We start from the raw sequence: 25,976 nt of genomic DNA on the forward strand, positions 1-25,976 counted from the left end.
GGTCGGAATCCAAAGATTCCTCCTACTCGATTATCATTTATTATGGCATTTTTTTGCCAAAATATTGATACGGATTCAATTTAAATATTTTCTATAAAGGGATTTGAGATGATAAAGCTTGCTCAAATCCTTTTTTAAATACCATTAGTACAAATTGTTTCATACGAAATTGCTATATGGTATAACACATACAAAAGAAGATAAACCTCTCATATAGCTGCTATATTTATGTTCAATGACAGACAGCAAAATCTAAATCTGATAAAAGATATGACTTTATCTATTAATACAATTTTTGTTTATTCAAAATTCACCTTTAATCTCAACCAATGAATCAGTATGACATTAAATGCACATTTAATAGCGCTTACAATAAATTAATTTTACTGAAAAAACTATTCTAGTTTTGATAACTAGTTGACAAAGTTATATATATAATTTAATATCTCATTATTGACTTTAACATATGTCAAATAAAATTAAATCTAATCGTATTTATAAAACGATAACCTTTTTATTAGGATATGAATAGTAATTATATAAATACGCTAAAGTATGGAGGAATATAAAAAATGACTACATTTGAAAAAATTCAAGAATTAATCACTGAACAATTAGACTTAGAGGCTGATGAAGTAAAAGCGACTACAAATATCCGTGAAGATATTGATGCTGACTCTTTAGACTTATTCCAAATCATCAATGATATCGAAGATGAATTCGATATCGAAATTGAAGATGAAGAAAATATCAATACTGTTCAAGATTTAGTTGACTACGTAGAAGCAAATAAATAGTTTTTACTTAAAGATGAGTCAATTAAGAGAGGAAGTAATCCTTTAGTGAAAACAGATTTTTGGGAACGCATAGGTGTTGAATACCCAATTATTCAAGGCGCAATGGCTTGGGTTGCAGATGCGGATTTAGCATCAGCAGTTTCCAATGCTGGTGGACTTGGCGTAATTGGTACTGGACATGATTCTGTTGATGTTGTAAAAGCCAAAGTTGAAAAGATGCAAACCTTAACCGATAAACCATTTGCTGTAAATGTCATGTTATTAAATGAACATGTAGAAGAAGTAGTGGACTATATCTGTCAATCAGGTGTTAAAACCATCACAACTGGGGCTGGGTCTCCCGGGAAATATATGGATCGGTTCAACGCAGCCGGTATTTCAGTTATCCCTGTGGTCGCTTCTGTTGGTCTTGCAAAACGTATGGAACGTGAAGGCGTTCATGCAGTGATTGTTGAGGGGATGGAATCGGGTGGACATGTCGGTAGACAAACGACTATGGCTTTATTACCACAGGTGACCAAAACTTTAAATATCCCAGTCATTGCGGCGGGTGGTATTGGTGATGGTCGTGGCATGGCGGCAGCTCTAATGTTAGGTGCTGTCGGTATTCAAGTAGGTACACGTTTTGTAGTTGCAGATGAATCTAATGCGCATGATAATTTTAAAGAAAAAATTATTAAGGCGAAGGATATTGATACTGTACTGACAGGTGAATCTACTGGGCATCCAGTTCGTGTGTTACGAAACAAATTGACCAAAGAATATCTTAAAGTAGAAAAAGAAGAAGCGAGTAAAGCTAATCCAGATTGGGACAGACTTGAGGCACTTGGATCAGGTGCTTTACGTCGAGCTGTTGTTGAAGGAAATTTAGACACGGGTTCATTTATGGCCGGACAAATTGCCGGATTAGTAGATAAACGTGAAACAGTTTCAGAAATAATTCAATCATATATGACGGAATGTACAGAAACAATTGCTGCTCGAGCAAGTGAATGGCTTTAAAGCTGAGAAATAAAATTGACAATATGTGAGCAGTGGGATGGTATATGCATTTCACTGCTTTTCTATTAAGAGGAGAACAATATGACAATAGCTTTTTTATATGCTGGTCAAGGAGCACAATATACGGGTATGGGTCAAGACTTACTAAGTCATCATCCTGAGATTGCTTCTTATTTTGATCAAGCATCTGAAGTATTAGGGTACTCGATACAGGATCTATGCTTCCAAGAAGGTACGCAATTAAATCAAACTGAATATACACAACCCGCTATCTTAACCGTATCAAATGCTTTCACAGCTTTACTAAAAAAAGCAGGTATTAAAGCTGATTATCTAGCAGGATTAAGTTTAGGAGAATATACAGCGCTTGTTGAAGCTGGTGTATTATCTTTTGCAGATGCGGTAGATTTAGTGAGTCATCGTGGGCGTTTTATGCAAGAATCAGTTCCTATAGGTATTGGAAAAATGGTTGCTGTTATGAAAGCTGAACGGACGTTAATAGAAGATATCTGTCAACAAGTTCGTGAAGAATCTGGCTTATATGTAGCGCCAGCTAACTATAATACCCCTAAGCAAATCGTTATCGGTGGTGACGCTGATGCAGTAGACACAGCAGTTAGTCAGTTGACTAATGCAGGCGTGAAAAAAATGGTCGAATTAAATGTTTCTGGACCATTCCATACAGCTCTTCTAGCGGATGCAAGCGACCAACTAGCAGATTACTTAGAAAAATTTACCTTTAATGCACAAGTATTACCAGTTATTTCAAATACAACTGCTCGGCCACATGAAGACGGTTTAGTGAAAGACTTGTTAATTCAACAGGTGATGAAACCAGTTAAATGGTCTGATTCTATTGAATATCTAGTTGAAGAAGGGGTCGACACGGTCGTAGAAATCGGACCAGGTAAAACCTTATCATCTTTTATGAAGCAAATTAATAAGGATATTAAAGTTTACCGCGTTGAAGACGAAGAAACCCTGCAAGCTACTATTGCAGGATTGAAAGGATAGCTTTATGACAGTGAATACACAAGAATTAAAAAAGACAGTCTTAATTACAGGTGGTAGCCGCGGAATTGGGGCAAGTATTGCACATAAATTCGCAGATCAAGGCTACAATATTGTGATTGTTTCACGTTCAGGATCATCTGAAGATCATTTAAAAGCTTTAGAAAGTAAAGATATCACTGTAAAAGATTTTAAGGGTGATGTAACAGATGTAGATTTTGCAAAAGAAATTATGTCTTTCATCAAAACGAACTTCCAAACCATCGATGTATTAGTCAATAATGCGGGTATCACTCGCGATACATTGCTAATGCGAATGAAAGAAGCAGATTTCGATGCAGTAATCGATATAAACTTGAAAGGTACTTTCAACTTTATCCAAGCTGCAAGTAAGCTGATGATGAAGCAACGCCAAGGGGCAATTATTAATATTGCTTCTGTTATTGGGCAAATGGGCAATGTCGGTCAAGCTAATTATGCTGCTTCTAAAGCAGGAATCTTGGGCTTAACTAAAGCTGCCGCTCGTGAATTAGGTATGCGCGGTGTTACAGTAAACGCTATTGCACCTGGTTATATTGAAACAGAAATGACCGACGAAATTCCTGAAAAAGCGAAAGCAGAAATGTTAGAAAATATTCCCTTACAAAAACTTGGACAACCATCGGACATCGCAGAAGCAGTATACTTTTTAGCTACGCAAAGCTATATTACAGGTACTACGCTTGACGTTAACGGTGGATTGTATATGAATTAGGAGGCAACAAAAAATGACAAACAGAGTAGTCGTAACAGGTCTAGGTGCAATTACACCTATCGGAAATGACGCAAAAACATTCTGGACTAATTTAAAAGCTGGTGTACATGGCTTTGGTCCCATTACAAAATTTGACGCAAAAGACCTGAATGCAAAATTAGTAGCTGAAGTAAAAGACTTCAATCCAAAAGATTTTATGGACCGTAAGGAAACAAAACGTATGGACTTATATAGTCAATACGCGGTAGCTGCAGCGATTGAAGCTGTTGCTGATGCTGCGTTAGACATTGAAGCTTCTGATGTTGATAGAATTGGTGTTTACTTAGGTACTGGTATCGGTGGTATTCAAGAAATTGAAAAAGGTGTACTGAAAATGCAAGAAAAAGGGATTAAACGTGTAAATCCTTTATTTGTGCCGGTATCAATTTCAAATATGGGTGCTGCAAATATTTCTATGCATTTTGGTTTAAAAGGACCAGCTTTAACAATGGTTACGGCTTGTGCATCTGCTAATAACGCCATCGGTGAGGCTTTTCGTTATATCAAACATGGTTACGCAGATATCATGATTGCTGGTGGTGCAGAAGGTGCTATTAACGAGATTGGCTTGGGTGGATTTGATAACTTAACAGCAACAAGTGATTCAACCGATCCAGATCGTGCGTCCATTCCATTTGATCAGAATCGTAATGGTTTTGTAATGGGTGAAGGAGCAGGTATCTTGGTACTAGAATCATTAGAATCTGCTCACGCACGCGGTGCAAAAATATATGCTGAAATCGTTGGCTACGGTGCTACTTCTGATGCATATCACTTAACAGCGCCATCTGAAGATGGATCCGGTGCTGCAAAAGCTATGCTAAATGCGTTAGAAGAAGGAAATATTTCTAAAGAGGAAGTTTCTTATATCAATGCTCATGGAACAAGTACACCAGCTAATGATTCTTCTGAAACAGTTGCGATTAAACGGGCATTTGGAGAGGAATTGGCTTATAAGATTCCGGTTTCATCTACGAAATCATCCATTGGCCACTTATTAGGTGCCGCTGGGGCGGTTGAAGCTATTGCTAGTATTATGGCGATTAAAGATTCATTTATTCCAGCAACTTTGGGTTATAAGAATCCAGATCCTTTATGTGATTTAGATATTGTACCAAATGTTGGCCGCGAGCAAGAAGTAAATGTAGTTGTCAGCAATACATTAGGTTTTGGTGGACATAATACAGTAATTGCCTTTAAAAAGGTTGGTGAATAAAGGTGAATCATGAAGAGATTAAAGACTTGATCGATCAAATTGACCAGTCGTCTATTCAAGAGTTTTCATTTCAAACACAAGCGGACGCTTTATACATTTCTAAAATTAAAGAACGTCAAACTGTAACTGAAAAAGAATCAAATACAGGAGTTGACCAAGTTTCAACAAATGTGGAGCGTGTTAGTAGCGCTGATGAAGCGAAAGAAGTAGCCGGTCCCCAGGTAGCAACCATTGCTCAAGATGAAACTGTTACTAATAGTACACCAGTTGCAAAAGCTAAAACAATTGATAGCCCACTAGTTGGTGTCGTCTATCTAGCAAAAAATCCGGATCAACCACCCTATAAAAAGGTAGGCGATCATGTTGAAGCTGGTGAGACTGTTTGTATTGTTGAAGCAATGAAAGTAATGAACGAAATCCCAGCTGACATTTCTGGAACGATTATGAATGTCTTAGTAGAAGATGGTCAGGTTGTAGAATTCGGCCAACCGTTATTTGAAGTAAGTGAGTAATTTTCTAAAGGAGTATAGAAGCATGACTAAATATGCAGAACGTAAAGAACCTGTTTTAACAGCGATGCAGGTACAAGAAATTATCCCTAACCGTTTCCCGATTTCTTTTGTAGACCGTGTGGATGAAATCATCCCTGGTGAAAAAGTTGTGGCACGTAAAAATGTAACAATTAACGAAGAGTACTTCATTGGCCACTTCCCAGGGAATCCTGTAATGCCTGGTGTTTTACAAGTTGAAACAATGGCTCAAGTAGGATCAATTCCCTTATTATCACAACCCGATTTTAAAAATAAAATTGCTTATTTGGCTGGCTTAAATAATGTAAAATTTCGTAAAAATGTTGTACCTGGAGATGTACTTGAGATCACGGTTGAAATTGTGAAATTAAAAAAACGTATGGGTATCGGTAAAGGAACAATTCGTAATGAATACGGTGAAGTGTGCTCTGAAGCTGAGATGACCTTTATCATTTCTAACGTAGATAAAGTTGACTAGATTGTGGCATTCGCCTGAAACAAGGCGAATAGCATAGAATAAGAGGTATTTGATGATTAATAAAGTATTAATAGCGAATAGAGGCGAAATTGCGGTCCGTATTATTCGTACATGTATTGAAATGGGGATCGAAACAGTAGCTGTTTATTCATCTGCTGACAAGGATGCCCTACATGTGAAATTGGCTGACGAAGCAATCTGCATCGGAGGGCCAAAATCAGTCGATTCTTATTTGAATATGCAAGCCATTCTTTCGGCAGCTGTGGTAACAAACGTTCAAGCTATCCACCCTGGTTTTGGTTTCTTGGCTGAAAATAGTAAATTTGCGAAGCTTTGTGCAGAAATGAATATTGAATTTATCGGCCCAAGTCCTGAAGTAATTGACTTAATGGGTGATAAACAAAATGCCCGAAACACCATGAATGCCGCTAAAGTGCAAACAGTACCAGGTTCAGATGGCATTTTAGAAAGTCCTGAAGCAGGGATTGAAATTGCCAAAACAGTTGGTTATCCAGTATTACTTAAGGCGACCTCTGGCGGTGGTGGTAAGGGTATGCGGATGGTCCACGAAGAGAGTCATTTTGTAGATGCTTACTATGAAGCGTCACGTGAAGCGAAAAATGCTTTTGGTGATGATCGTTTGTATATGGAAAAAGTCATCTTTCCAGCCCATCATATTGAAGTTCAAGTATTAGGTGATAAGTTTGGGAATGTCATTCATTTAGGTGAACGTGAATGTTCGATACAACGTAACCATCAAAAAGTTATCGAAGAAACACCAAGTCCATTTATTACAGAAAAAACACGTGCTCAGGTGACGCAGGCAGCGGTTCGGGCAGCAGAACAATTGAATTATGAGTCTGCTGGGACGATTGAATTTCTAGTAGATGCGGACCAAAACTACTATTTCATGGAAATGAATACGCGTATTCAGGTTGAACACCCTATTACAGAAATGGTAACTGGGGTTGATATCGTAGCCCAACAGTTGCGCATCGCTTCTGGTTTACCTTTGGCATATGAACAAGAAGATATTACCTTTACTGGGCATGCGCTAGAATGTCGAATTAATGCTGAGATGCCAGAGAAAAACTTTATGCCATCTTCAGGTACTTTTGAATTTGCACATTTTCCAGCGGGTGGTTTAGGTATTCGAGTAGATTCTGGTGTTTATGCTGGTTATCAGCTGCCACCTTATTATGACTCGATGGTGGCTAAATTGATTACTCATGGAGATAATCGTCCGCAAGCAATTAATCGAATGCTACGAGCTGTGTCAGAGATGACAATCGACGGCGTAGCTACAAACCAGCAATTTCAATATGACCTACTATTTGATGAAGCTTTCTTAAAAGGAAATTATACGAATGATTACTTAGAAGCGAACTTCTTACCTGAATGGATAAAGCGTCATCAAGCATAGAATATCATGAAAGAAAGTAGATGAATTATGGCATTAAAACGCAGAAAAGCATATATTCCTATGCCAGAGGAAGACCATTCAAAATTATCTAAAGATCCAAATAATCAAGCTTTTGTGCCAGACGGTATGTGGCAAAAATGTCCTCAGTGTCACCAAACGATCTTAACAGATGACCTTGGAACCGAGAAGATATGTCCGTATTGTCAATATCACTTTAGAATTTCATCGAGTGAAAGACTGACTAATATTGTAGATAAGGGCACTTTCATTGAAATGTTCCAGTTGAAAGATGGTCGTAATGATGATCCGCTAGATTTTCCTGGCTATCTAGAGAAGAAGGAAAAAGCACGTGCTACAACTGGTTTAGATGATGCAGTATTAACCGGTGTTGGTAATATTTTCGGTTACCGGACTGCTATCGGTATCATGGATTCTTTCTTCATGATGGGGTCTATGGGTACAGGATTAGGTGACAAAATTAATGAATTGTTCAATTATGCAACTGAGCATCAACTACCAGTAGTCCTTTATACAGCCTCTGGTGGTGCACGAATGCAAGAAGGGACTTTGTCATTAATGCAGATGGCAAAAGTTTCCATAGCAGTTCAAAATCATAGTAAGGCGGGTTTGTTATATATCCCTGTTTTAACTGATCCTACAACGGGAGGCGTAACTGCTTCATTTGCTATGGAAGGAGATATTACAATCGCTGAACCAGGTGCCTTAATTGGTTTTGCAGGTAAGCGTGTAATTGAACAGACTATTAGACAACAACTACCGGAAGGGTTCCAAACGGCAGAGCATCAATTACAACATGGCTTTATCGATATGATTGTTGAACGCTGGCGCCAAAAAATTGTGCTTGCAGAACTATTGCAAATGCACGGCGTAGCAAAAGGAGGTGCTCGATTTGAAAGTTAGTATGAAACAATTATTAAAAATGGTCGAGCAACCAAATGCAGAAATAACACATAAAGTGCCCGCTGAAGTTGTGACAGCTTCACGTGATATTAATCGGTTAACAACATCAGAGCTAGCAAATAAGATTTGTGATATCTTTTATGAGATGCATGGTGATCGTCGTTTCGGTGATGATGGTGCTATCGTTGGTGGGGTTGGTCAAATGAACGGGCGAGCAGTTACAATCGTTGGTACTGAGAAAGGACATACTGTCCAAGAAAATATCAAACGAAATTTTGGCTCACCACATGCAGAGGGTTATCGAAAAGCAATCCGTTTATTTGAACAGGCAGAGAAATTTAACCGACCAGTTATTACCATTGTGAATACATCCGGTGCCTTTTGTGATGTTGAAGCAGAAGATCGAGGTATCGGTCAAGCAATTGCTGAATCTATGCAAACCATGGCAGGGCTATCTGTGCCTACAATTACCATTCTGATGGGAGAAGGAGGCTCTGGTGGTGCGTTAGCTTTAGCAGTTTCAAATAAGGTATGGATGATGGAAAATGCAATGTACTCAGTTCTTTCCCCAGAAGGATTTGCGACTATTTTATGGAAAGATCCTAGTCGCGTACCTGAAGCTAGTGAGTATATGAAATTTACAGCACCAGACTTGTTAGGGTTTAAAGTGATTGACCAAATTATCCCAGAGCATTATGGAAAAAAAGCGTTAGATCACGATGACCAAGCGCAATTGATTAAAGAGATGTTATTGAAAGAAATTGACCAACAATCAGCTATGTCAAAATCAGACTTATTAGCTGCAAAAGAAGCTAGGTTTAATCAGTTCTAATTGGATATAGTTTGTTATTTTTAAAAGAAGGAGGGACTTGAGGCGACCCCTTCTTTTTTTATTTAACAGATAAAAATATTCATCAATTCTCTATTATGATAAGATAAGCTAGAAAGAGAAGTCTTTAATAGGCTGATTCCCAATAAAATAATAAATAAGAGGACGTATAATGAAAAGACAAAGCCATGACTTTAACCGGTCATTTAAATTAGATATTGAAGAAAGCATTCAGTGTATAAAAGCAGGAGAGATGAGTGAGTCTCTAAAGTTGCTACTGATTGCGCGAAAAAAGAGAAAAAGTGTCGTTGATTTTAGAAATTATACCATCGGTGTATTATATGAAGAAGCGTTAGAAAATGACTTGGTAGATATTTTCTCATTACTGATTGAAGTTTACGGTGAAGGTGTATTGGCTGATCCAGATTTAATTGATGTAGAAGCTGAAGTTGATTGGAAGTCTTTCTATCAATTTATTCAAAAAGTGATCCAAGGGCAAGTGAAAGTAAACTTACCACAACATGGGTATTTATCGCCAATTATGCAAATCATCATTGTGCCAGAAATGATGAATAAGTTGGCACAATTTGAACTGTCTAATGACGAAGATGCAAGCAATGTTGAAGCCTTATATGGGTTACAAAAACTCTTTGATCAATTAGTGGCTAGGGATAAACCATTAACCATTCTTGAAAAAGCGCAAGTAAACCATTTATTGGAATTAAGTGATGATGTATCTATTGAAAAACTACTTGGATTATTAAATCGTGATCGAGATTTCGTATTTCAATCTGATATCTTACTGTATATTCTCCATCATTCTCCTCAAGATCAAGAAATTCGTTTAAAGAATATCTACGATGAAACGCGGACAATTTCACTGACTGATTTATTCGAAATCGAAAATCATCCGCATTTTTTAGCGTTAGTTTCCTATGTAGAAGAAGCATATATTCACGAACCATATCGGGTGGCTTATTTGATGGAGAACATATATGATATTTATACCGTTATGTATCCGTTTGTCGATGAATTAATACAAATTGACCCGGAAGATATGGTAGAAGCTATTGGACAATTGATGGAAAGCGGTGATCCACTATCAATTGATAATCAAGTTATTCAAGATATTTACCAATATTGGTTCTATGAGTATATGCAACATTTTGCGAGCTTTGAGTAATTTTCATAAGTGAGCGCTTTGTATCAAGCGATGATTGAGTGAAGGGGTGATAAGATGTTAAAAATAGCAATAGATGGCTCAGTAGATGGTCAATTTGGCCCAGCAGGAGTTGGTATTGTTTTAGTGCACAATGGTCAACAAAACCAATTAAAATTCCCTTTAACTGTGGAAATGGATAACCATGAAGCAGAATTTCGTGCTTTATTATATTTATTAAACGAACTTGAAAATCGTGATTTACAAAATGAATGGATACTTTGTCAAACTGATTCAAAGATAGTATTTGATGCTGTAAATAAACGATTCCATAAACGTGAACCTTATAAAAGTCTATTAAAAGATATATTAGAAAAACTAGATCATTTTTCTATGTTCACACTTAAGTGGGTACCTGATCAAGCAAATAAAGGTGCAGATAACTTAGCGCGCCAAGCAATGCACGAAGCTAAAAAAATGAAAAATACGTAAAGAGAATAGCCAGCATATGTATGCACATAATACCTTATCATTGGCCTTAACTCATACAAAAAACCAGAATGAAAGCATCTTATCAACTTTCATTCTGGTTTTTAATATAGTTATATAAGGTGCCTATTCTATATCAACTTTTTTAGGGCGAGGTTTACGCGCACCCCAATATTGGAACAAGTCTGTTCGGATCGCACCATTATATAATTTACGTTTTTTAGTAGCTTTTTCCCCGTAGTACTCTTCAAAGTTCAAGTCAGAAGTTAAGATATATTTACTCCAAGTTTTCATTGGGCGATAAAGATTTCCCATTTGTTTATATAACTGGTGAACGTAATCTTCATCGTTTAATCGTTCTCCATATGGTGGGTTAGCGACAATGACACCATATTCTTTCTTAGTAGTAAAGTCTGATAGTTGCATTTGTTTAAATACAATCTGGTCTGCCACACCAGCAGCTTCAGCATTGGCTTTGGCAATTTCTATCATGCGATGGTCGATATCAGCTCCCATGATATCTAATTGAATATCGTGACGAATGACTGCCTTAGCCGCCTCACGAGCTTTTGAAAATTCACGGTTATTAAAGATATCCCATGATTCAGAAACAAACTCGCGGTTGATACCTGGCGCAATGTTTTTCCCAATTAAGGCTGCCTCAATTGTGAAGGTACCTGAACCACATGTTGGATCATAGAATGGTTTATCAGGGAACCAATTTGTTAATTTCACTATGGCTGCAGCCATATTTTCTTTCAGTGGTGCGCCACCTTTTTCTGTACGGTAACCACGTTTAAATAGTGAAGAACCTGTTGTGTCAATGGTGATCAACGCCTCATCTTTATGAATACTCACTTCGATAGGATATTTAGCACCTGTTTCTGGTAGCATACCGCGTCTATGATAGTGGTCACTAAGTCTATTCACAATCGCTTTTTTCACAATTTTTTGAACATTAGGCACGGAATGTAATTTTGAATTCACAGATTTACCTGATACCGGAAATTCAGCGTCCATAGGTAAGATATCTTCCCACGGAATAGCCTTAGTGGATTCAAATAATTGATCGAACGTTATGGCTTTAAAATCGCCCATTACGATCTTAATACGGTCAGCGGTACGTAAGTTAATATTGGTACGCGCAATGTCATCAAGGGTTCCTTGAAAGCGAGCACGCCCATTTTCAACTTGTACTTCGTAACCCATGTCACGTAATTCTCTGCCGACTAAAGCTTCAATTCCTGCAGCAACAGTTGCGATAAGTGGATATGTTGTCATAATGTACTCCTTTTTTAGGTGGTTACTCTTCATTTCTTCTTCAAAGTTAGTTTACCACGAATTCGTCTCAATAAAAAAAGGTTGGAAAAGAATCCAACCTTTTGCCTGTTTGTAAATTTCGATAAGCCATGTTCTGTTCCCCGATATCACAGGTTTAATACCGGTTCGGTAATCATCTGTCTACTAAATCATTTAGTCTCTTATTCCGTTTATTTCCAGTCAAAGAGCGCCCCTACCAATGTTTGGGTTGCTCGCTCGAGGGGTTTACCGCGTTCCATTCAACTATTTTCATAGTTGACTCGTCTCTGTGGCACTTTCAAACTTACTTGCACATAGTCCAGTGACCTTAGTGGGTTCAGTTGCCGTCAAATGAATGCTTTAGCTTATTTTTTCGCTAAACACGAACACTACAAGCGTTTCAGCTTGTGCGAGCATGGACTTTCCTCAGGTATATGCATATACCCGCGATTACCTGAAATTTACAACTTCTAATGATAGCACGAAATTATATATTATACTAGTTATTTTCAAAAATAATCGTATGATCTTTTGCGTCTTCATCGTTATCATCACTAGTATCCGCTGTTGGACCAACTTTAGGGTTTTGGCCACCGAAAACAGCTTTTTCTAATTTAGACAAGCGACGTAAAATATCATAATTGGTCGTACCTTTTGTTTGGGGGATTGAGGTCGATTTTGAACGTTGATTTGTAGAAGCACGGCTACTATCGCTTGAACTAGCTGAGTGTTTAACACGTTCTAACTCATTTTTTAGTGAGGCAATTTCTTTTTCATATGACTCATAGTCACGAATAATTAAATCCAAGAATTCATCTACTTCTTCCGTGTTGAAACCACGAAGGGCAGGTTTAAATTCTTTCTGTAAAATATCTTTTGTCGTTAAGTTACGATCGGCCATTTAAATAACACCTCATCATTTATATTTCTAGATTCTATTATAGCACAGCTTTCACTATTTGTAATAAATGTAATATAATAATAGTTTAAAATTGTATCAAAATTTATAGTAGACTTTTATTGTTTATGTAGGCTAGCGAACACTGACTCGGTAGTTATTTTTATGTGTGTATATTATAATAAATGAAAAAGACGAAAGTAGGGAATTAGAAGATGCAAACCGTATACGCATTTCTTGAAGAAGCTTTGCAAAATAGTCATATTGACTTTCCATGGCGTCTATCCTATGTATCAGTATCCAAGCAGGTGGTTTTACAAACGTATCTACCAGTGGTAACGAGTGAAGATATTACTTTCTTAAATAAACATAATCAGCCATTGAATGGAATTGGTTACTTGGAGTTGAAATTTATTTTCACAACTGATTACAAGGAGATTGAAAGTGAGCACGAGACTTTTATTATCCAACCCAAAGATGCGCAATACTTCCAAAAAGGTCATCTAGAAATACTGGCACAGGAGATTAGCCATTTATTATATGAAGCTAGGTTACAAATTAAAGAACTTATTGCTGGTGAAAGAATGACGGTGGAGATGCAATGGCCTACTAAAGAAATCGACCAAATGATCGCTACAAGGAGAACGATTGGTCGTTATGATGAGACCTTATTACATTTAGGAGATGATACGAATGACATGGTATGAATTAACAATTGAAACAGATAATAAAAGTGAAAACTTGCTAACAGAAATTCTTTGGGGATTAGATTCAGCAGGAGTATCTATTAAAGATGAGCAAGATTATATTGATTGGTCAGATGATGGTTTCGGTTCTGTTAAAAATGATCAGCCAGCACCAGGTACATACGAAAATAATCCGGTTGTGCTAGGTTATTTCTCAGCTGATAAAAATATTGAAGATATCATCAATGAGATTAAAAAGTACCAAGCGAACTACAATCAAGAATTACCTGCTGACCAACAAATTGTCATTCATGACATTCGTTACAGTCCGTTAGAGGATAATGATTGGGAAACGGCTTGGCAAGCATACTATGAACCCATTCATGTGTCTCGTTTTATGGATATTGTGCCAATTTGGGAAAAAGATGATCAACCATTGGACCCACAGAAGACCACATTATTCTTAGATCCTGGTATGGCTTTTGGTACTGGTTCTCATGAAACAACTAAACTTGCCTTACGTTTATTAGAAATTGCCATGGCTGGTGGTGAAGATGTTATTGATGTTGGCACAGGATCAGGTATATTAGCTATTGCAGCAAAAAAATTAGGAGCCAACAAGGTTGATGCATATGATTATGATGGATCAATTTTAGATATCACACGTAATAATTTTGCCTTAAATGATGTAGAAGACGCTATTAAATTAGCACAAAATAATATCCTAAATGACATCAATACTCAAGTAGACATCATTACAGCAAATATCTTATTTGAGATTCTTGAACCGCTTATTCCGCAGGCTTATAACAACTTGAAATTGGATGGGCAATTAATCTTGTCAGGTATTTTTGAAGATAAGAAAGAGGATATGCTAAGTTTATTAGCGGATAATAATTTTACAGTAGATATTATCATGCATATGGGTGAGTGGTACGGTATTTTAGCTCACAAAGGGAAAGAATAATATGCAAAGATATTTTATTGATAACAAAACTGCACAAGTAGATGAACGAATTGAGATGGACAAAGAAGCGACACACCATATGTTAAATGTCATGCGGATGCAGATAGGTGACCAAGTGATCCTTGTTACTCAAACTGAACAGGTATTTATCGGTGAACTTATTGGCAATGAAGAAAAAAAAGCGATTCTTCGTCTAGTTGACTACCGAGTAGAAAATAAAGAAATCCCGATTGATACCACACTCTTTGTTGGACTGCCAAAAGGGGACAAACTTGAATTCATTGTACAAAAAGCAACCGAATTAGGCGCTCGACAAATCGTACCAGTTTCAATGCGCTATTCTGTGACTAAATGGGATCAAAAAAAAGCTGGCAAAAAAATAGCTCGTTTGCAGAAGATTGCAAAAGAAGCAGCCGAACAATCTCACCGAACCTTTGTACCCATAATTGAAGATCTTCATAGTGTGAGTATGGTAAAAAACAGACTTTCTGACTTTAATCAGGTTTGCATTGCCTATGAAGAAATCGCAAAAGAAGGTGAGAAAAGCAATTTAGCTCAGACCTATGCCACACTTAAACCTACAGACAAGATTGCCTTTATCACAGGCCCTGAAGGAGGCATTCATCCAGACGAAATTGCTAGCCTGACCGAAGACTTAAATCATGTACATTTATGTGGTTTGGGACCAAGAATTTTACGAACAGAAACGGCCCCCTTATATTTATTATCAACCTTATCTTTTGCAACTGAGTTGTTAGGATGGAATTAAAGGCTTGATAGGTTTTCTAAGCCATTTATGTGGTAATATAGTAATCACATACAACTCATATAATCTAGGAAAGTAGGTGGTAACATGCCGAATAAAAAGAATTATACAAAAGCTGAAGTATTAGCTTTATGTGCAACATACATGTCAGAATCGAAAGTTGACTACGTCAAAAAAGCAGCCGATTTCGCAGAACGCGCGCACATTGAGCAAATCAGAAAGTCAGGCGAACCTTACTTTGTCCATCCAGTTCAAGTAGCGAGTATTCTTGCTGAATTGAAAATGGATCCAGATACTGTAATTACGGGGTTCTTGCATGATGTTGTAGAAGATACCGGGATTTCTTTAGATGATATTGCCTACTTCTTTTCTCCAACAATTGCCACTCTAGTTGATGGCGTGACTAAATTAGGGAAGTTTAAATATAAGTCACATGAAGAACAATTAGCAGAGAATCACCGTAAAATGTTATTAGCTATGGCCAATGATTTACGGGTAATCATGGTGAAGTTAGCCGACCGCTTACATAATATGCGCACATTAAAGTGGCATAGACCAGAAAAACAAGTCATTATTTCAACAGAAACATTAGAAATCTATGCACCACTAGCAGATCGTTTAGGTATGAATCAAATTAAATGGGAACTTGAAGATACAGCTCTACGCTATATAGATCCAGAATCTTACTATTCAATTGTCCAATTGGTAGATTCTAAACGAGATGAGCGAGCTGAGTTTATTCAAACAACAATTGATGAATTAGAGGCTCAGGTTGAAGGTGCTATTACAGGCAAGTTTGAAATCTACGGGCGACCAAAACACATTTATTCTATTTATCGCAAAATGAAAGATCAAGATAAAGAATTTGACCAAATTTTTGATTTACAAGCTATTCGTGTTTTAGTGGAATCAGTCCGAGATTGCTATGCAGTGCTTGGGATTGTACATACCAACTGGAAACCGTTACCAGGGCGTTTTAAAGATTATATTGCTATGCCTAAGGCGAACATGTATCAATCTATTCATACAACAGTTGTTGGTAATCAGCCAAGTCCAGTAGAAGTGCAAATCAGAACCTACGAAATGCATGAGGTAGCTGAGTATGGGGTGGCGGCACACTGGGCATATAAAATGGGTAACCATGACAAGGTAGAAGCATCACCTGTAGATGCACAATTAGATTGGTTTAATCAAATCGCAGAATTAAAAGATGACTCTAATGATGCAACGGACTTTATGGAAAGTGTAAAAGAGGATATCTTCCAAGATAAAGTCTATGTATTTACCCCAACTGGCGATGTCACTGAATTACCAGCTGGCTCATATCCGTTAGACTTTGCTTATTCTATTCACTCAGAAGTGGGGAATAAAACAGTTGGAGCCAAAGTAAATGGTAAGATTGAACCCTTAAATTATCAACTGAAAAATGGGGATATTGTTGAAATTTTAACGTCACCTAATTCTGCAGGGCCGTCACGTGATTGGGTGAACCTTGTAAAAACATCACGTGCCCGCAATAGAATCAAACGTTTCTTTAAATTACAAGATCGAGATCAAGCAATAGAACAAGGCCGACATGCTCTTGAAGAAACACTTGAAAACCATGGTTTTAAGCTTAAAGAAGTTTATAAGAAGGACGACATCAATAAAACACTGGCGCGCTTTAATTTTTCAACTGAAGAAGACCTATTCGCAGCGATTGGATTCGGAGAATTATCTTCAACTGCAGTAGCCAACCGATTAACTGAACGAGAAAGACGGTTAAGGGCTGCAGAGAAGAATCGAGAATCTGTTGAAGAAACCTTAAAAGAGAGTGGCGAACAGAAAAAATTAAGCAAATCACAAAAGCAACCTAGTCATGTAAGACGTAAGGAATCTAAATCGAGCTCAGGTGTAATTGTTGAAGGATTAGACTCATTACTTGTACGCTTAGCGCATTGTTGTAATCCGGTACCTGGTGACGATATTGTTGGCTACATTACTAAAGGCAGAGGTGTTTCCGTACATCGTAGAGATTGCAAAAATGTAAAAGTTTCTGAAGATGAAAAAAATCGCCTAATTCCAGTTGAATGGGAGGATGCTAGTAAAAATGTGGATAACCAATATGAAGTGGAAATTGTGGTTGAAGGGGAAGACCGGTCTGGTTTCTTAAATGAAGTTTTACAGGTTATTACCCCAATAGCAGGATCCGTAACGAATATTAATGGTAATGTGAATCATGATGATAATTCTGTCAAAGTGAGGTTGCGTTTTGTTATTCAAAATGTCAATCAATTAGATAAGATAATCGATCGGGTGAAAAATATTCCGGATGTTTATTCAGTTGCTCGTGCAAAAGAATAAAATGGTTATGCAATGAAAGTTTTATGGAGGGTTTGAATGCGAATTGTCATACAAAGAGTTACTCAAGCTAACGTAGCGATTGATGATAAGATAATTGGCAAAATTGATAAAGGATTTGTAATTTTAGTTGGTGTTCATGATGATGATACGGCGGAAACTGTTACTTACATGGCCAGAAAAATTGCGAATATGCGTATTTTTGCCGATGAGGATGATAAATTGAATCTAAATATTGATCAAGTTTCTGGAGAAATTTTATCTATTTCTCAGTTCACACTTTATGCCCGAACAAAGAAAGGGAATCGACCATCTTTTATTGATGCCGCAAAACCTGACCACGGTAATAAAATCTATCAGTTATTAAATGAAACCTTGCGTGAAGACTTTGGTTTAAAAGTTGCTGAAGGTGAATTTGGTGCTGATATGCAGGTCTCTCTTATTAATGATGGACCTGTGACGATTATCTTAGATTCAGAAGAAACATAAAAAAATGAAGGTGAGACAAAAGTCGTTTAGAATTGACGTACTGAACCAAAAGGCGAACAATAATGAAATATTATTGGAGACATTTGGGAAGTATCGGACAACGCTGACTTTTGGCACCCAATTATAAATGTTCTTATATAGCAAAGAGAGGCTGAGACATTTTTGTCCCAGCCTCTTTTTTGATTATATCTATATCAATTATTGATAGTAAATCGTTAATGCATTATAAATTGAATCAGCAACTTGGTTCCAGTAGCCTTCTTGACTAAATACAGCGACATCACTAGGTGTAGACATATAACCAAGTTCAATTAGGACACCTTCTCCAGATAAATCACGGATGACTTGGAAGTCACCGAACTTAACCCCATTGGACTCTAATGCAGATTGTTCCATTAACTGTCCTTGAATTGCTTGAGCAACCGGAATAGAGTTATCACCATAATGGTATACAGTGGTTCCTGATGCCCCTGTCGTTTCAATGGCATCATAGTGGAAAGAAATCATCAAGTCAGCATTTGCTTGGTTTGCAATATAAGGAATATCAGATAAAAGAACATCTGAATCATCATCTCGAGTCATAATGACGTTTACCCCAGCTGCTTCAAGTCGTTTTTTAACGGTTAGGGCCGATTGAAGTGTAACTTCTTTTTCATATAGACCATCTGTTACTGCACCTGGATCAGTGCCCCCATGTCCAGGGTCTAAAACGATTGTTCGGCCAGCTAAACTACTAGTTGACTCAGCAGCTTTTGCAGCATCTGCCATAGCAGTAGAGTCGCTGTCAGATAACCAGTTAACGATATAGCCTTCAGTGCCATCTACTGAACGTACATGGTAGTATTCATTCTCTTGGCCAAGGTATGCAAACTGTTCGTTTAGCGCACCTTTAGCTAAGATATCAGAATCCTTATCAGCTTCACTTCGGATATTCACACCATCTGCTGTTGCTGTAACGGTGAAATCATAATCCGTTAAGAATTCATCATAAGTTGATTGCTCTTCTTCTGTGATGGTTGTATCCCCTTCGTAAGCAATTGTTCCTGGTGTGATATCGATTTCGGATTGTTTTACCCAACCGATTTCACCAGCAAGTTGAATCTGAGTCCAACCATCTGCTTGATGCAAAATTTGGTATTTCTCATTTTTATCAGTGGTCATTAAAATCGTAGCATCATCGGTATTGTCTTCATAAATATTCATTTCATCTTTTAAAGTTGTAGCAATAAAATCTGTTGCATCAATATCTTGGTTATCTGCTAGCCATGTAGGTATCCAACCGATTTCGTTGTTGTCTAATAACACGTAATACCAATTGTTTTCTTGGCTTAATATCCGGTATGGATTTTCACCTTCAATTTGTCCTTTAATATCGTATGTGATACCTGGCCCTTCCCGAAGGTTGACAATGGTGGTTGATAATTCTCGATAAGATGATTTATTGTATTGATATAATTGGAAAGAGGAGAGACCAACGATTCCAGAAATGAAAATAAGGTAAAGTAGATAGGCTACCTTATTTTGTTGGAAGTGGTTCTCAAAATGATCTGTCAATTTGTGTACACCTCTGTCATTTACCGGATTGTCCGGTAGATAAAGTTATATTTTTTCTAAAATTTGGCATTACTATCATTCAGTTTACCGTTCTTAGAATGAATGAACAACTACAAAATTTCACATCTTGACACTTTTTTTATTTTGATATAATATTAGAGCGAATAATCCGATGATAGAGCAAAAATAATTGTCGACATTTATAGAGAGAGCTAAGTGGTGAGAATGCTCAATGTCATTTATTTTTAAACACTCTGGAGGAGAATAGTGCAAAGCTATTCCGTCACGCACGTTACGCGTCGAGCGACAGCTAGAGCTGTTGAAATTAAGGTGGTACCACGATGTTCACTCGTCCTTATATTCTAGATAATGGAATGTAAGGGCGTTTTTATTTTTTATTTTAAAGGAGGGGTATTGTGATTCAACGACCAAAAGGGACTGCTGATATCTTACCTGAAGATATGAATCTATGGCATTATATTGAAGAGACTGCCAGAAGAGTATTAGACCAATACCGTTATTTCGAGATTCGTACACCCATGTTTGAAAGCTATGAGTTATTTTCCCGTGGTGTAGGAGAGACAACAGATGTAGTGTCTAAAGAAATGTATGACTTTTATGATAAAGGTGACCGCCATATCGCCTTGAAACCTGAGGGAACTGCACCGATAGTTCGGGCATATGTGGAAAATAAACTTTATGCACCAGAACAAGTGAAGCCTTATAAAGTTTATTATATGGGACCAATGTTCCGTTATGAAAGACCACAGAGCGGACGTTTACGCCAGTTTCATCAGATTGGGGTAGAGGTATTTGGTGAAGCAAGCGCTGCTAAAGATGTTGAAACGATTGCTTTGGCAATGGATTTATTTAAATCACTCAATATTCAACACATTAAATTAGTGATCAATTCGCTTGGAGATATAGATTCACGATTAGCGTATCGTCAAGCACTTATTGACTACTTAACACCATTTACAGATGAATTATCAGAAGATTCAAAAACACGTCTACATAAAAACCCGTTACGTGTGCTAGATTCTAAAGATAAGAAAGATATTGAGATTGTTGCTAATGCACCATCGATTCTAGATTACCTTTCTGAAGAATCGACAAAACGTTTTAATGAAGTACAATCTTTATTGACTGCTTTAGGTATTGAATTTGAAATAGATTCAAATATGGTTCGTGGTTTAGATTACTATCAAGATACTATTTTTGAAATCATGTCTGAAGACAAAGTATTCGGTGCCCAAACTACTATTTGTGGTGGTGGTAACTATGATGGCTTAGTTCAAGAAATTTCAGATGGTAAAGAGTCTGTACCTGGATTTGGTTTTGGGTTAGGTATTGAGCGTTTGATTTTATTGATGAAAGCTCAAGCGGTAGCAGTACCTGAAATGCATGCATTAGATGTCTATGTTGTGAATATCGGTGAAGGAACAGATGAAGCGGCTATGAAGATCATGCAGCATATTCGTCACGCAGGTTTCTCAGCAGACCGGAATTTCTCTGGTGCTAAACCTAAAAAACAATTTAAAGATGCTAATAAATTAGGAGCAGATTTAGTTGTGACCATTGGTAAATCCGAATTGGAAAATAATCAAATCACGATTAAGCACATGGCGTCTGGTAAAGAGGCTGCTTACCCGTTAGAAAGATTTGCCAACGATTTTACCGAAATTTATAAAGAATTAAATAAATAGATTTAAATTAAAAGGAGCTGCATATAATGCAACGAAGTGTGTATTGTGGAGATGTGTCTAATGAATTTATTGGACAAACTGTTACATTAAAAGGATGGGTACAAAAACGTCGTGACCTTGGGGGCGTAATCTTTGTTGATTTACGTGACCGTGAAGGTATCGTTCAAGCTGTATTTAATGTAGAAAACTTAGGTGACCAATTTTCGGAAGCTGAACGTTTACGTTCGGAATATGTAATTGAAGTTACCGGTGAAGTCGTATTACGTGGTGAAGGGTTAGCTAACCCGAAAATCAAAACTGGTGATATTGAAGTGATGGTTTCAGATTTAACAATCTTAAACATTTCAAAAACACCTCCATTCCCTGTGGAAGATGATATTGATGTAAATGACGAAATTCGTATGAAATATCGTTATGTTGACTTACGTCGTCCAAAAATGGCAAACAATATGAAATTACGTCATCAAGTGGTATCTACTATTCACCGCTACCTTGATGATCAAGAATTTATCGAGGTAGAAACACCATATTTAACAAAATCTACGCCTGAAGGTGCTCGTGATTATTTAGTACCATCACGTGTACACCCTGGTGAATTTTATGCTTTGCCACAATCACCACAATTATTTAAACAATTGTTGATGTCAGCTGGTATGGATCGCTACTATCAAGTAGTACGTTGCTTCCGTGACGAAGATCTACGTGGTGACCGTCAACCTGAATTTACACAAATTGACTTAGAAACTACATTCTTAACGCAGGAAGAAATCCGTGATTTAGTAGAAGGTATGTTAAAAACAGTCGTTAAACGTACGAAGAATATTGATATCACCGAAAACTTCCCAATCATTACTTATGACGATGCAATGGCTCGCTATGGGAATGATAAACCAGATACGCGTTTTGGTTTAGAATTAGTAGAGATATCAGATATCGTTGATCAATACGAATTTAAAGTATTCAATCAAGCAATTGAGAATGGTGGTATGGTTAAAGCCATCAATATTAAAGGTGCAGGGGATAACTATTCTCGTAAAGATTTAGATAATTTAACGCCATTTGCATCTACATACGGTGCTAAGGGTGTTGCTTGGATCAAAGTTACGGATGAAGGTTTATCAGGTCCTATTGGGAAATTCTTCAAAGACAACCCAGCACCATTAATGGAGCGCTTGCAAGCTGAAACTGGTGATATCTTAGTGTTCGTAGCTGATAAAGAATCAGTAGTGAACCAATCATTATCTGAAATTCGCCTGAAATTTGGTCGTGAATTAGACTTGATGGATAAAGATCAATTTAACTTCCTTTGGGTAACAAACTGGCCATTGCTTGAGTATGATGAAGATACAAAACGCTTTAACGCTATGCACCACCCATTCACTATGCCAAATGAAGAAGATATTGATAAGTTAGCTGAAAATCCAGAAGATGTATATGCTCAAGCATACGACATTGTATTAAATGGTTATGAAATCGGTGGTGGATCACTACGTATCTACCAAAAAGAAATGCAAATGCAAATGTTTAAAGCTTTAGGATTTACAGAGGAATCTGCCGCTTCACAATTTGGCTTCTTATTAAATGCATTAGACTACGGTTTCCCACCACATGGCGGATTAGCCTTAGGTTTAGACCGTTTAGTAATGTTATTAGCGGGCGAAGAAAATATTCGTGAAGTCATTGCTTTCCCTAAAAATGGACGCGCATTTGATCCGCTGACTGAAGCACCTAGCCAAGTATCAGAACAACAATTAGAAGAGTTATCATTATCAGTTACAACTATTGATTTTGACTAAAAAGCAGTGATGCTTTGAAAGCATAAACTTAAATTTTTCTAATACCACAATTTTGAAGAGTAAATATATGTCATATGGTAGAATATACTTAGACATATATTTACTTTTTTCATTTGGAGGAGGATTAAATTAATGAGTAAAAAATCATGGATACTAGCAATTGTAGCTGTCATTATTCTTGCACTAGGAGCTGTTGGAAATCAGTTGACCAGTCAAACAAATATGAATAATCTATTTGCCGAGGGTTCAAAAGCCTTCTCAACTTCACAAAATACCATTGAAGCTGGTGATGCTCATCGTCAAGTAGCTGTCCTTGAAGTTGATGGAACAATAATGGACAATGCTGGGGCTGGCTATTTTTCTGAGGGGATGGATTACCAAGGCATTCTAGAAGCAATCGAAGAAATTAAAGAAAATGATGAAGTTCAGGGATTATTACTAACCGTTAATTCACCAGGTGGTGGTGTGTATGAAAGTACAGAATTATATAATGCTTTACTGGATTTAAAAGAAAGTCGTGATTTTCCAATTTATGTTTCCATGGGCCAAATGGCCGCATCTGGCGGTTACATGATTTCTATGGTAGGGGATCAAATTTATACAGATAATGAAACGACAACAGGTTCCATTGGGGTCATCATGCAAGTACCAAACTTCTCAGGATTCATGGAAGAACATGGACTTTCTATGGATACTTATAAATCAGGTGCCATGAAAGATTTGGGTTCGTCTTATAGAGGCGCTTCTGATGCTGAGAAGGATGTGTTGAATAGTTTTATTCAAGAAAAATATAATCGATTTGTTGATATTGTGGCTAATGGTCGTGGCATGTCTACGGATGATGTTAAAAAATTAGCTGATGGCCGCATTTATACTGGTAGTCAAGCTGTAGAAAATGGCTTAGCTGACCAAATTGGTTATGAAAAAGATGCGTTAGCAGCGCTTAGAGCAGACCATAACTTAGAAACCGCTAGTGTTGTAGATTATACACCGACTTCTGCAACATCATGGATAACAAGCTTCACGTCACTATTAACGGATAAGCAGCTATTCACAGGACAAGCAGAAATGAATGCAGCTGATGAAATGACACAAATTTTAGAGGTTTTAGAAGATACCTCAACACCTCAATTCTACTATATGTATGGAGGTGAGTAAGATGTTTAAACGACGAGAAAAAACTAAAAAGCATCAGGAAAGCGTTGAATTACCGAAACTGAACGAACGTCTATATGAAGGGACTGTAGAAACAGATTTTAAGGAGAAACGCCGTAATCGTAAAGTGAAAACCTTGCAAGCTTCACCACAAGAACTTTTTTCGAACTATCGTCGTAATTTAGAAGCAGACATTACTTCAGGTTATGCACGTAATCTTTACGGCGGTTTCTGGATTCGTCTTGTTGCTTTTATAATTGATTTAGTCATTGTTTACGCTCTACGGTCTTTAGTTACAGGTGTATTAAATGCCGTTTCTTCAGGTATGTATAGTAATTTACCGGTAGCTATTACATACCTAGTTGATCAATTTGTATTCATTGCTTACTTTACCTTATCCACATACTGGACGAATGGCCAAACGATTGGTAAAGGTTTACTAGGCCTGCAAGTTGTCACTAACAAACAGAACAAGTTATCTTTTATGACTTGCTTAGTTCGAGAAGGATTAGGGAAAATTATTTTAACAACAATACCATTTTTAGGGTTGATGGTTGTTTTCTCAAATAAACGTCAGAATTTTATGGACTATTTTACAAATACAAATGTTATTTCATTGGGTCAATTTGCCATGTTATTTGAAGAGAATGCAATTTAAAGAAAAGGTAAGCGTCCTGATTAGTTGAATCAGGGCGTTTGTTCCTTAAGTCAGGTGTGCATGAATAACTTAAATTCACTCCAGAATGAAGGTGAGGCAAAAGTCGTTTAGGATTGCCGTACTGGACCAACAGCCGAACAATATCGAAATGTTATTGGTGCTTTTAGAAAGTCTCGGTCAATTTTGACTTTTGAAACCCGATTATATACATCTTTGACCGCTTCCAACCTTAGCGTCGGGCCTCGCAACCTTCATTTAATACTTGATTTATTCCTTTTATGCGTTATAATGATGTCAACATAAATGAAAAAACCTTTAACTTGCGTCCAGAGAGACGAAGAAGGCATCATACGTCCAGTTTTAACCAAATGGGGGAGAGACTACTTCTTTTTGCGTACGCAAGTTAGGAAGTAGTCTTTTTTTCTTACTTAGAGCAAAAATGGAGGTCATACTATGGTAAAAGTCATTATGAATGAAAAAGAGATTAGCCGCGCTTTGACACGTTTATCTCATGAAATTATCGAACGTTACAAAGGTATTGATCGTTTAGTACTGGTTGGGATTGAAACTAGAGGTGTGCCACTAGCTGAACGTTTAGCTACTAAAATAGAAGCAATCGAAGGGACTGTTCCTGTTGAAAAAATCAATATTGAAGGTTACCGTGATGACGCTAAAGAGATTATTGAAGTAGCAAAAGACGGTACAGATTTAACCGGTAAAAAAGTTATCTTAGTAGATGATGTATTGTATACAGGTCGTACAACGCGGGCAGCTTTGGATGCTTGTGTTGATTTAGGACGACCTGCTGAAATTTCTTTAGCTGTGCTAGTTGATCGTGGACACAGAGAATTCCCAATTCGCGCAGATTTTGTCGGAAAAAATATCCCAACTGCTAGCGAAGAAGAGGTTGTTGTCGCATTAAAAGAAGTTGATGAAAAAGATGAGGTTTTAATTAAATAACCATAGTGTATTACTTTAAGTGGGTCCGAGAGGCTACAAGTGATTTTACTATGT

General features: G+C 37.2%; 25 protein-coding genes and 1 other RNA gene. 22 read left to right on the forward strand and 4 right to left on the reverse strand.

Annotated features, from left to right (window positions below):
* Positions 1-572 precede the first annotated feature (572 nt).
* The 12 genes from HMPREF3116_RS03585 (at position 573) to HMPREF3116_RS03640 (ending at position 10,651) form a co-directional block, all read left to right on the forward strand.
* Positions 573-797 (forward strand): acyl carrier protein, encoded by a 225-nt coding sequence (locus HMPREF3116_RS03585; protein ID WP_070467831.1) that lies wholly within the window; start codon positions 573-575, stop codon positions 795-797.
* A 45-nt stretch (positions 798-842) separates the two neighbouring features.
* Complete coding sequence (gene fabK / locus HMPREF3116_RS03590; RefSeq protein WP_070467832.1) at positions 843-1,799, forward strand: enoyl-[acyl-carrier-protein] reductase FabK; 957 nt, start codon at positions 843-845, stop codon at positions 1,797-1,799.
* Positions 1,800-1,880: 81 nt separating this feature from the next.
* Positions 1,881-2,813 carry an ACP S-malonyltransferase gene (gene fabD, locus HMPREF3116_RS03595; RefSeq protein ID WP_070467833.1) on the forward strand — a complete coding sequence of 311 codons (933 nt, stop codon included), beginning with the start codon at positions 1,881-1,883 and terminating at the stop codon, positions 2,811-2,813.
* A 4-nt stretch (positions 2,814-2,817) separates the two neighbouring features.
* Entirely contained in the window at positions 2,818-3,564 is a 747-nt protein-coding gene (gene fabG, locus HMPREF3116_RS03600) for a 3-oxoacyl-[acyl-carrier-protein] reductase (RefSeq protein ID WP_070467834.1), read from the forward strand.
* A gap of 13 nt (positions 3,565-3,577) precedes the next feature.
* The gene (gene fabF / locus HMPREF3116_RS03605; RefSeq protein ID WP_070467835.1) at positions 3,578-4,819 is read left to right on the forward strand and encodes a beta-ketoacyl-ACP synthase II; all 1,242 of its coding nucleotides are present in this window, start codon (positions 3,578-3,580) and stop codon (positions 4,817-4,819) included.
* A 2-nt stretch (positions 4,820-4,821) separates the two neighbouring features.
* Positions 4,822-5,331: an acetyl-CoA carboxylase biotin carboxyl carrier protein gene (gene accB, locus HMPREF3116_RS03610; RefSeq protein WP_070467836.1), complete on the forward strand. Its 510-nt coding sequence runs from the start codon at positions 4,822-4,824 to the stop codon at positions 5,329-5,331.
* Between the two features lie 22 nt (positions 5,332-5,353).
* A complete protein-coding gene (gene fabZ / locus HMPREF3116_RS03615) occupies positions 5,354-5,827 on the forward strand; it encodes a 3-hydroxyacyl-ACP dehydratase FabZ (protein ID WP_070467837.1) in 474 nt (157 codons plus the stop codon).
* 52 nt (positions 5,828-5,879) lie between these two features.
* Positions 5,880-7,250 carry an acetyl-CoA carboxylase biotin carboxylase subunit gene (gene accC, locus HMPREF3116_RS03620; protein ID WP_070467838.1) on the forward strand — a complete coding sequence of 457 codons (1,371 nt, stop codon included), beginning with the start codon at positions 5,880-5,882 and terminating at the stop codon, positions 7,248-7,250.
* Between the two features lie 27 nt (positions 7,251-7,277).
* On the forward strand, positions 7,278-8,171 hold the full coding sequence (accD, locus tag HMPREF3116_RS03625) for an acetyl-CoA carboxylase, carboxyltransferase subunit beta (RefSeq protein WP_070467839.1): 894 nt from the start codon (positions 7,278-7,280) through the stop codon (positions 8,169-8,171).
* Between the two features lie 19 nt (positions 8,172-8,190).
* Positions 8,191-9,003: an acetyl-CoA carboxylase carboxyltransferase subunit alpha gene (accA, locus tag HMPREF3116_RS03630; protein WP_070467889.1), complete on the forward strand. Its 813-nt coding sequence runs from the start codon at positions 8,191-8,193 to the stop codon at positions 9,001-9,003.
* A gap of 169 nt (positions 9,004-9,172) precedes the next feature.
* Positions 9,173-10,183, forward strand: coding sequence for a hypothetical protein (locus HMPREF3116_RS03635; RefSeq protein WP_070467840.1), 1,011 nt, complete (start codon positions 9,173-9,175; stop codon positions 10,181-10,183).
* A gap of 54 nt (positions 10,184-10,237) precedes the next feature.
* The gene (locus tag HMPREF3116_RS03640) at positions 10,238-10,651 is read left to right on the forward strand and encodes a ribonuclease HI family protein (RefSeq protein ID WP_070467841.1); all 414 of its coding nucleotides are present in this window, start codon (positions 10,238-10,240) and stop codon (positions 10,649-10,651) included.
* Positions 10,652-10,774: 123 nt separating this feature from the next.
* Here HMPREF3116_RS03640 and HMPREF3116_RS03645 read toward each other — a convergent pair whose 3' ends face one another.
* The 3 genes from HMPREF3116_RS03645 to gpsB form a co-directional block, all read right to left on the reverse strand.
* Positions 10,775-11,929 (reverse strand): THUMP domain-containing class I SAM-dependent RNA methyltransferase, encoded by a 1,155-nt coding sequence (locus HMPREF3116_RS03645; RefSeq protein ID WP_070467842.1) that lies wholly within the window; start codon positions 11,927-11,929, stop codon positions 10,775-10,777.
* 117 nt (positions 11,930-12,046) lie between these two features.
* Positions 12,047-12,409, reverse strand: an RNA gene (gene rnpB / locus HMPREF3116_RS03650) — RNase P RNA component class B.
* Positions 12,410-12,446: 37 nt separating this feature from the next.
* Positions 12,447-12,848 carry a cell division regulator GpsB gene (gene gpsB / locus HMPREF3116_RS03655; protein WP_070467843.1) on the reverse strand — a complete coding sequence of 134 codons (402 nt, stop codon included), beginning with the start codon at positions 12,846-12,848 and terminating at the stop codon, positions 12,447-12,449.
* Between the two features lie 212 nt (positions 12,849-13,060).
* Between gpsB and HMPREF3116_RS03660 the strand changes: the two genes are divergently transcribed.
* The 5 genes from HMPREF3116_RS03660 (at position 13,061) to dtd (ending at position 18,093) form a co-directional block, all read left to right on the forward strand.
* Positions 13,061-13,552, forward strand: coding sequence for a hypothetical protein (locus HMPREF3116_RS03660; protein ID WP_070467844.1), 492 nt, complete (start codon positions 13,061-13,063; stop codon positions 13,550-13,552).
* A complete protein-coding gene (gene prmA / locus HMPREF3116_RS03665) occupies positions 13,539-14,498 on the forward strand; it encodes a 50S ribosomal protein L11 methyltransferase (protein ID WP_070467845.1) in 960 nt (319 codons plus the stop codon). Before HMPREF3116_RS03660 ends, prmA begins: the two co-directional genes overlap by 14 nt.
* Before the next feature lies 1 nt (position 14,499).
* Positions 14,500-15,267 (forward strand): 16S rRNA (uracil(1498)-N(3))-methyltransferase, encoded by a 768-nt coding sequence (locus HMPREF3116_RS03670; RefSeq protein ID WP_070467846.1) that lies wholly within the window; start codon positions 14,500-14,502, stop codon positions 15,265-15,267.
* 84 nt (positions 15,268-15,351) lie between these two features.
* On the forward strand, positions 15,352-17,607 hold the full coding sequence (locus tag HMPREF3116_RS03675) for a RelA/SpoT family protein (RefSeq protein ID WP_070467847.1): 2,256 nt from the start codon (positions 15,352-15,354) through the stop codon (positions 17,605-17,607).
* A gap of 36 nt (positions 17,608-17,643) precedes the next feature.
* A complete protein-coding gene (gene dtd, locus HMPREF3116_RS03680) occupies positions 17,644-18,093 on the forward strand; it encodes a D-aminoacyl-tRNA deacylase (RefSeq protein WP_070467848.1) in 450 nt (149 codons plus the stop codon).
* A 198-nt stretch (positions 18,094-18,291) separates the two neighbouring features.
* On the opposite strand, the gene HMPREF3116_RS03685 is transcribed toward dtd, so the two are convergent.
* Complete coding sequence (locus tag HMPREF3116_RS03685) at positions 18,292-19,647, reverse strand: N-acetylmuramoyl-L-alanine amidase family protein (protein WP_070467849.1); 1,356 nt, start codon at positions 19,645-19,647, stop codon at positions 18,292-18,294.
* A 413-nt stretch (positions 19,648-20,060) separates the two neighbouring features.
* Here HMPREF3116_RS03685 and hisS point away from each other — a divergent pair, with 413 nt between their 5' ends.
* The 5 genes from hisS to pyrR all read left to right on the forward strand — a co-directional run bounded on the left by hisS (position 20,061) and on the right by pyrR (position 25,922).
* Positions 20,061-21,353 carry a histidine--tRNA ligase gene (gene hisS / locus HMPREF3116_RS03690; protein WP_168125785.1) on the forward strand — a complete coding sequence of 431 codons (1,293 nt, stop codon included), beginning with the start codon at positions 20,061-20,063 and terminating at the stop codon, positions 21,351-21,353.
* 23 nt (positions 21,354-21,376) lie between these two features.
* On the forward strand, positions 21,377-23,149 hold the full coding sequence (aspS, locus tag HMPREF3116_RS03695) for an aspartate--tRNA ligase (RefSeq protein ID WP_180960955.1): 1,773 nt from the start codon (positions 21,377-21,379) through the stop codon (positions 23,147-23,149).
* 132 nt (positions 23,150-23,281) lie between these two features.
* On the forward strand, positions 23,282-24,307 hold the full coding sequence (gene sppA / locus HMPREF3116_RS03700; RefSeq protein WP_070467852.1) for a signal peptide peptidase SppA: 1,026 nt from the start codon (positions 23,282-23,284) through the stop codon (positions 24,305-24,307).
* A 1-nt stretch (position 24,308) separates the two neighbouring features.
* The gene (locus HMPREF3116_RS03705; protein WP_070467853.1) at positions 24,309-24,962 is read left to right on the forward strand and encodes an RDD family protein; all 654 of its coding nucleotides are present in this window, start codon (positions 24,309-24,311) and stop codon (positions 24,960-24,962) included.
* 453 nt (positions 24,963-25,415) lie between these two features.
* Entirely contained in the window at positions 25,416-25,922 is a 507-nt protein-coding gene (gene pyrR, locus HMPREF3116_RS03710) for a bifunctional pyr operon transcriptional regulator/uracil phosphoribosyltransferase PyrR (protein WP_070467854.1), read from the forward strand.
* Positions 25,923-25,976 lie beyond the last annotated feature (54 nt).

It is taken from the genome of Aerococcus sp. HMSC10H05 (assembly GCF_001806975.1).
Taxonomy (GTDB): domain Bacteria; phylum Bacillota; class Bacilli; order Lactobacillales; family Aerococcaceae; genus Aerococcus; species Aerococcus viridans_B.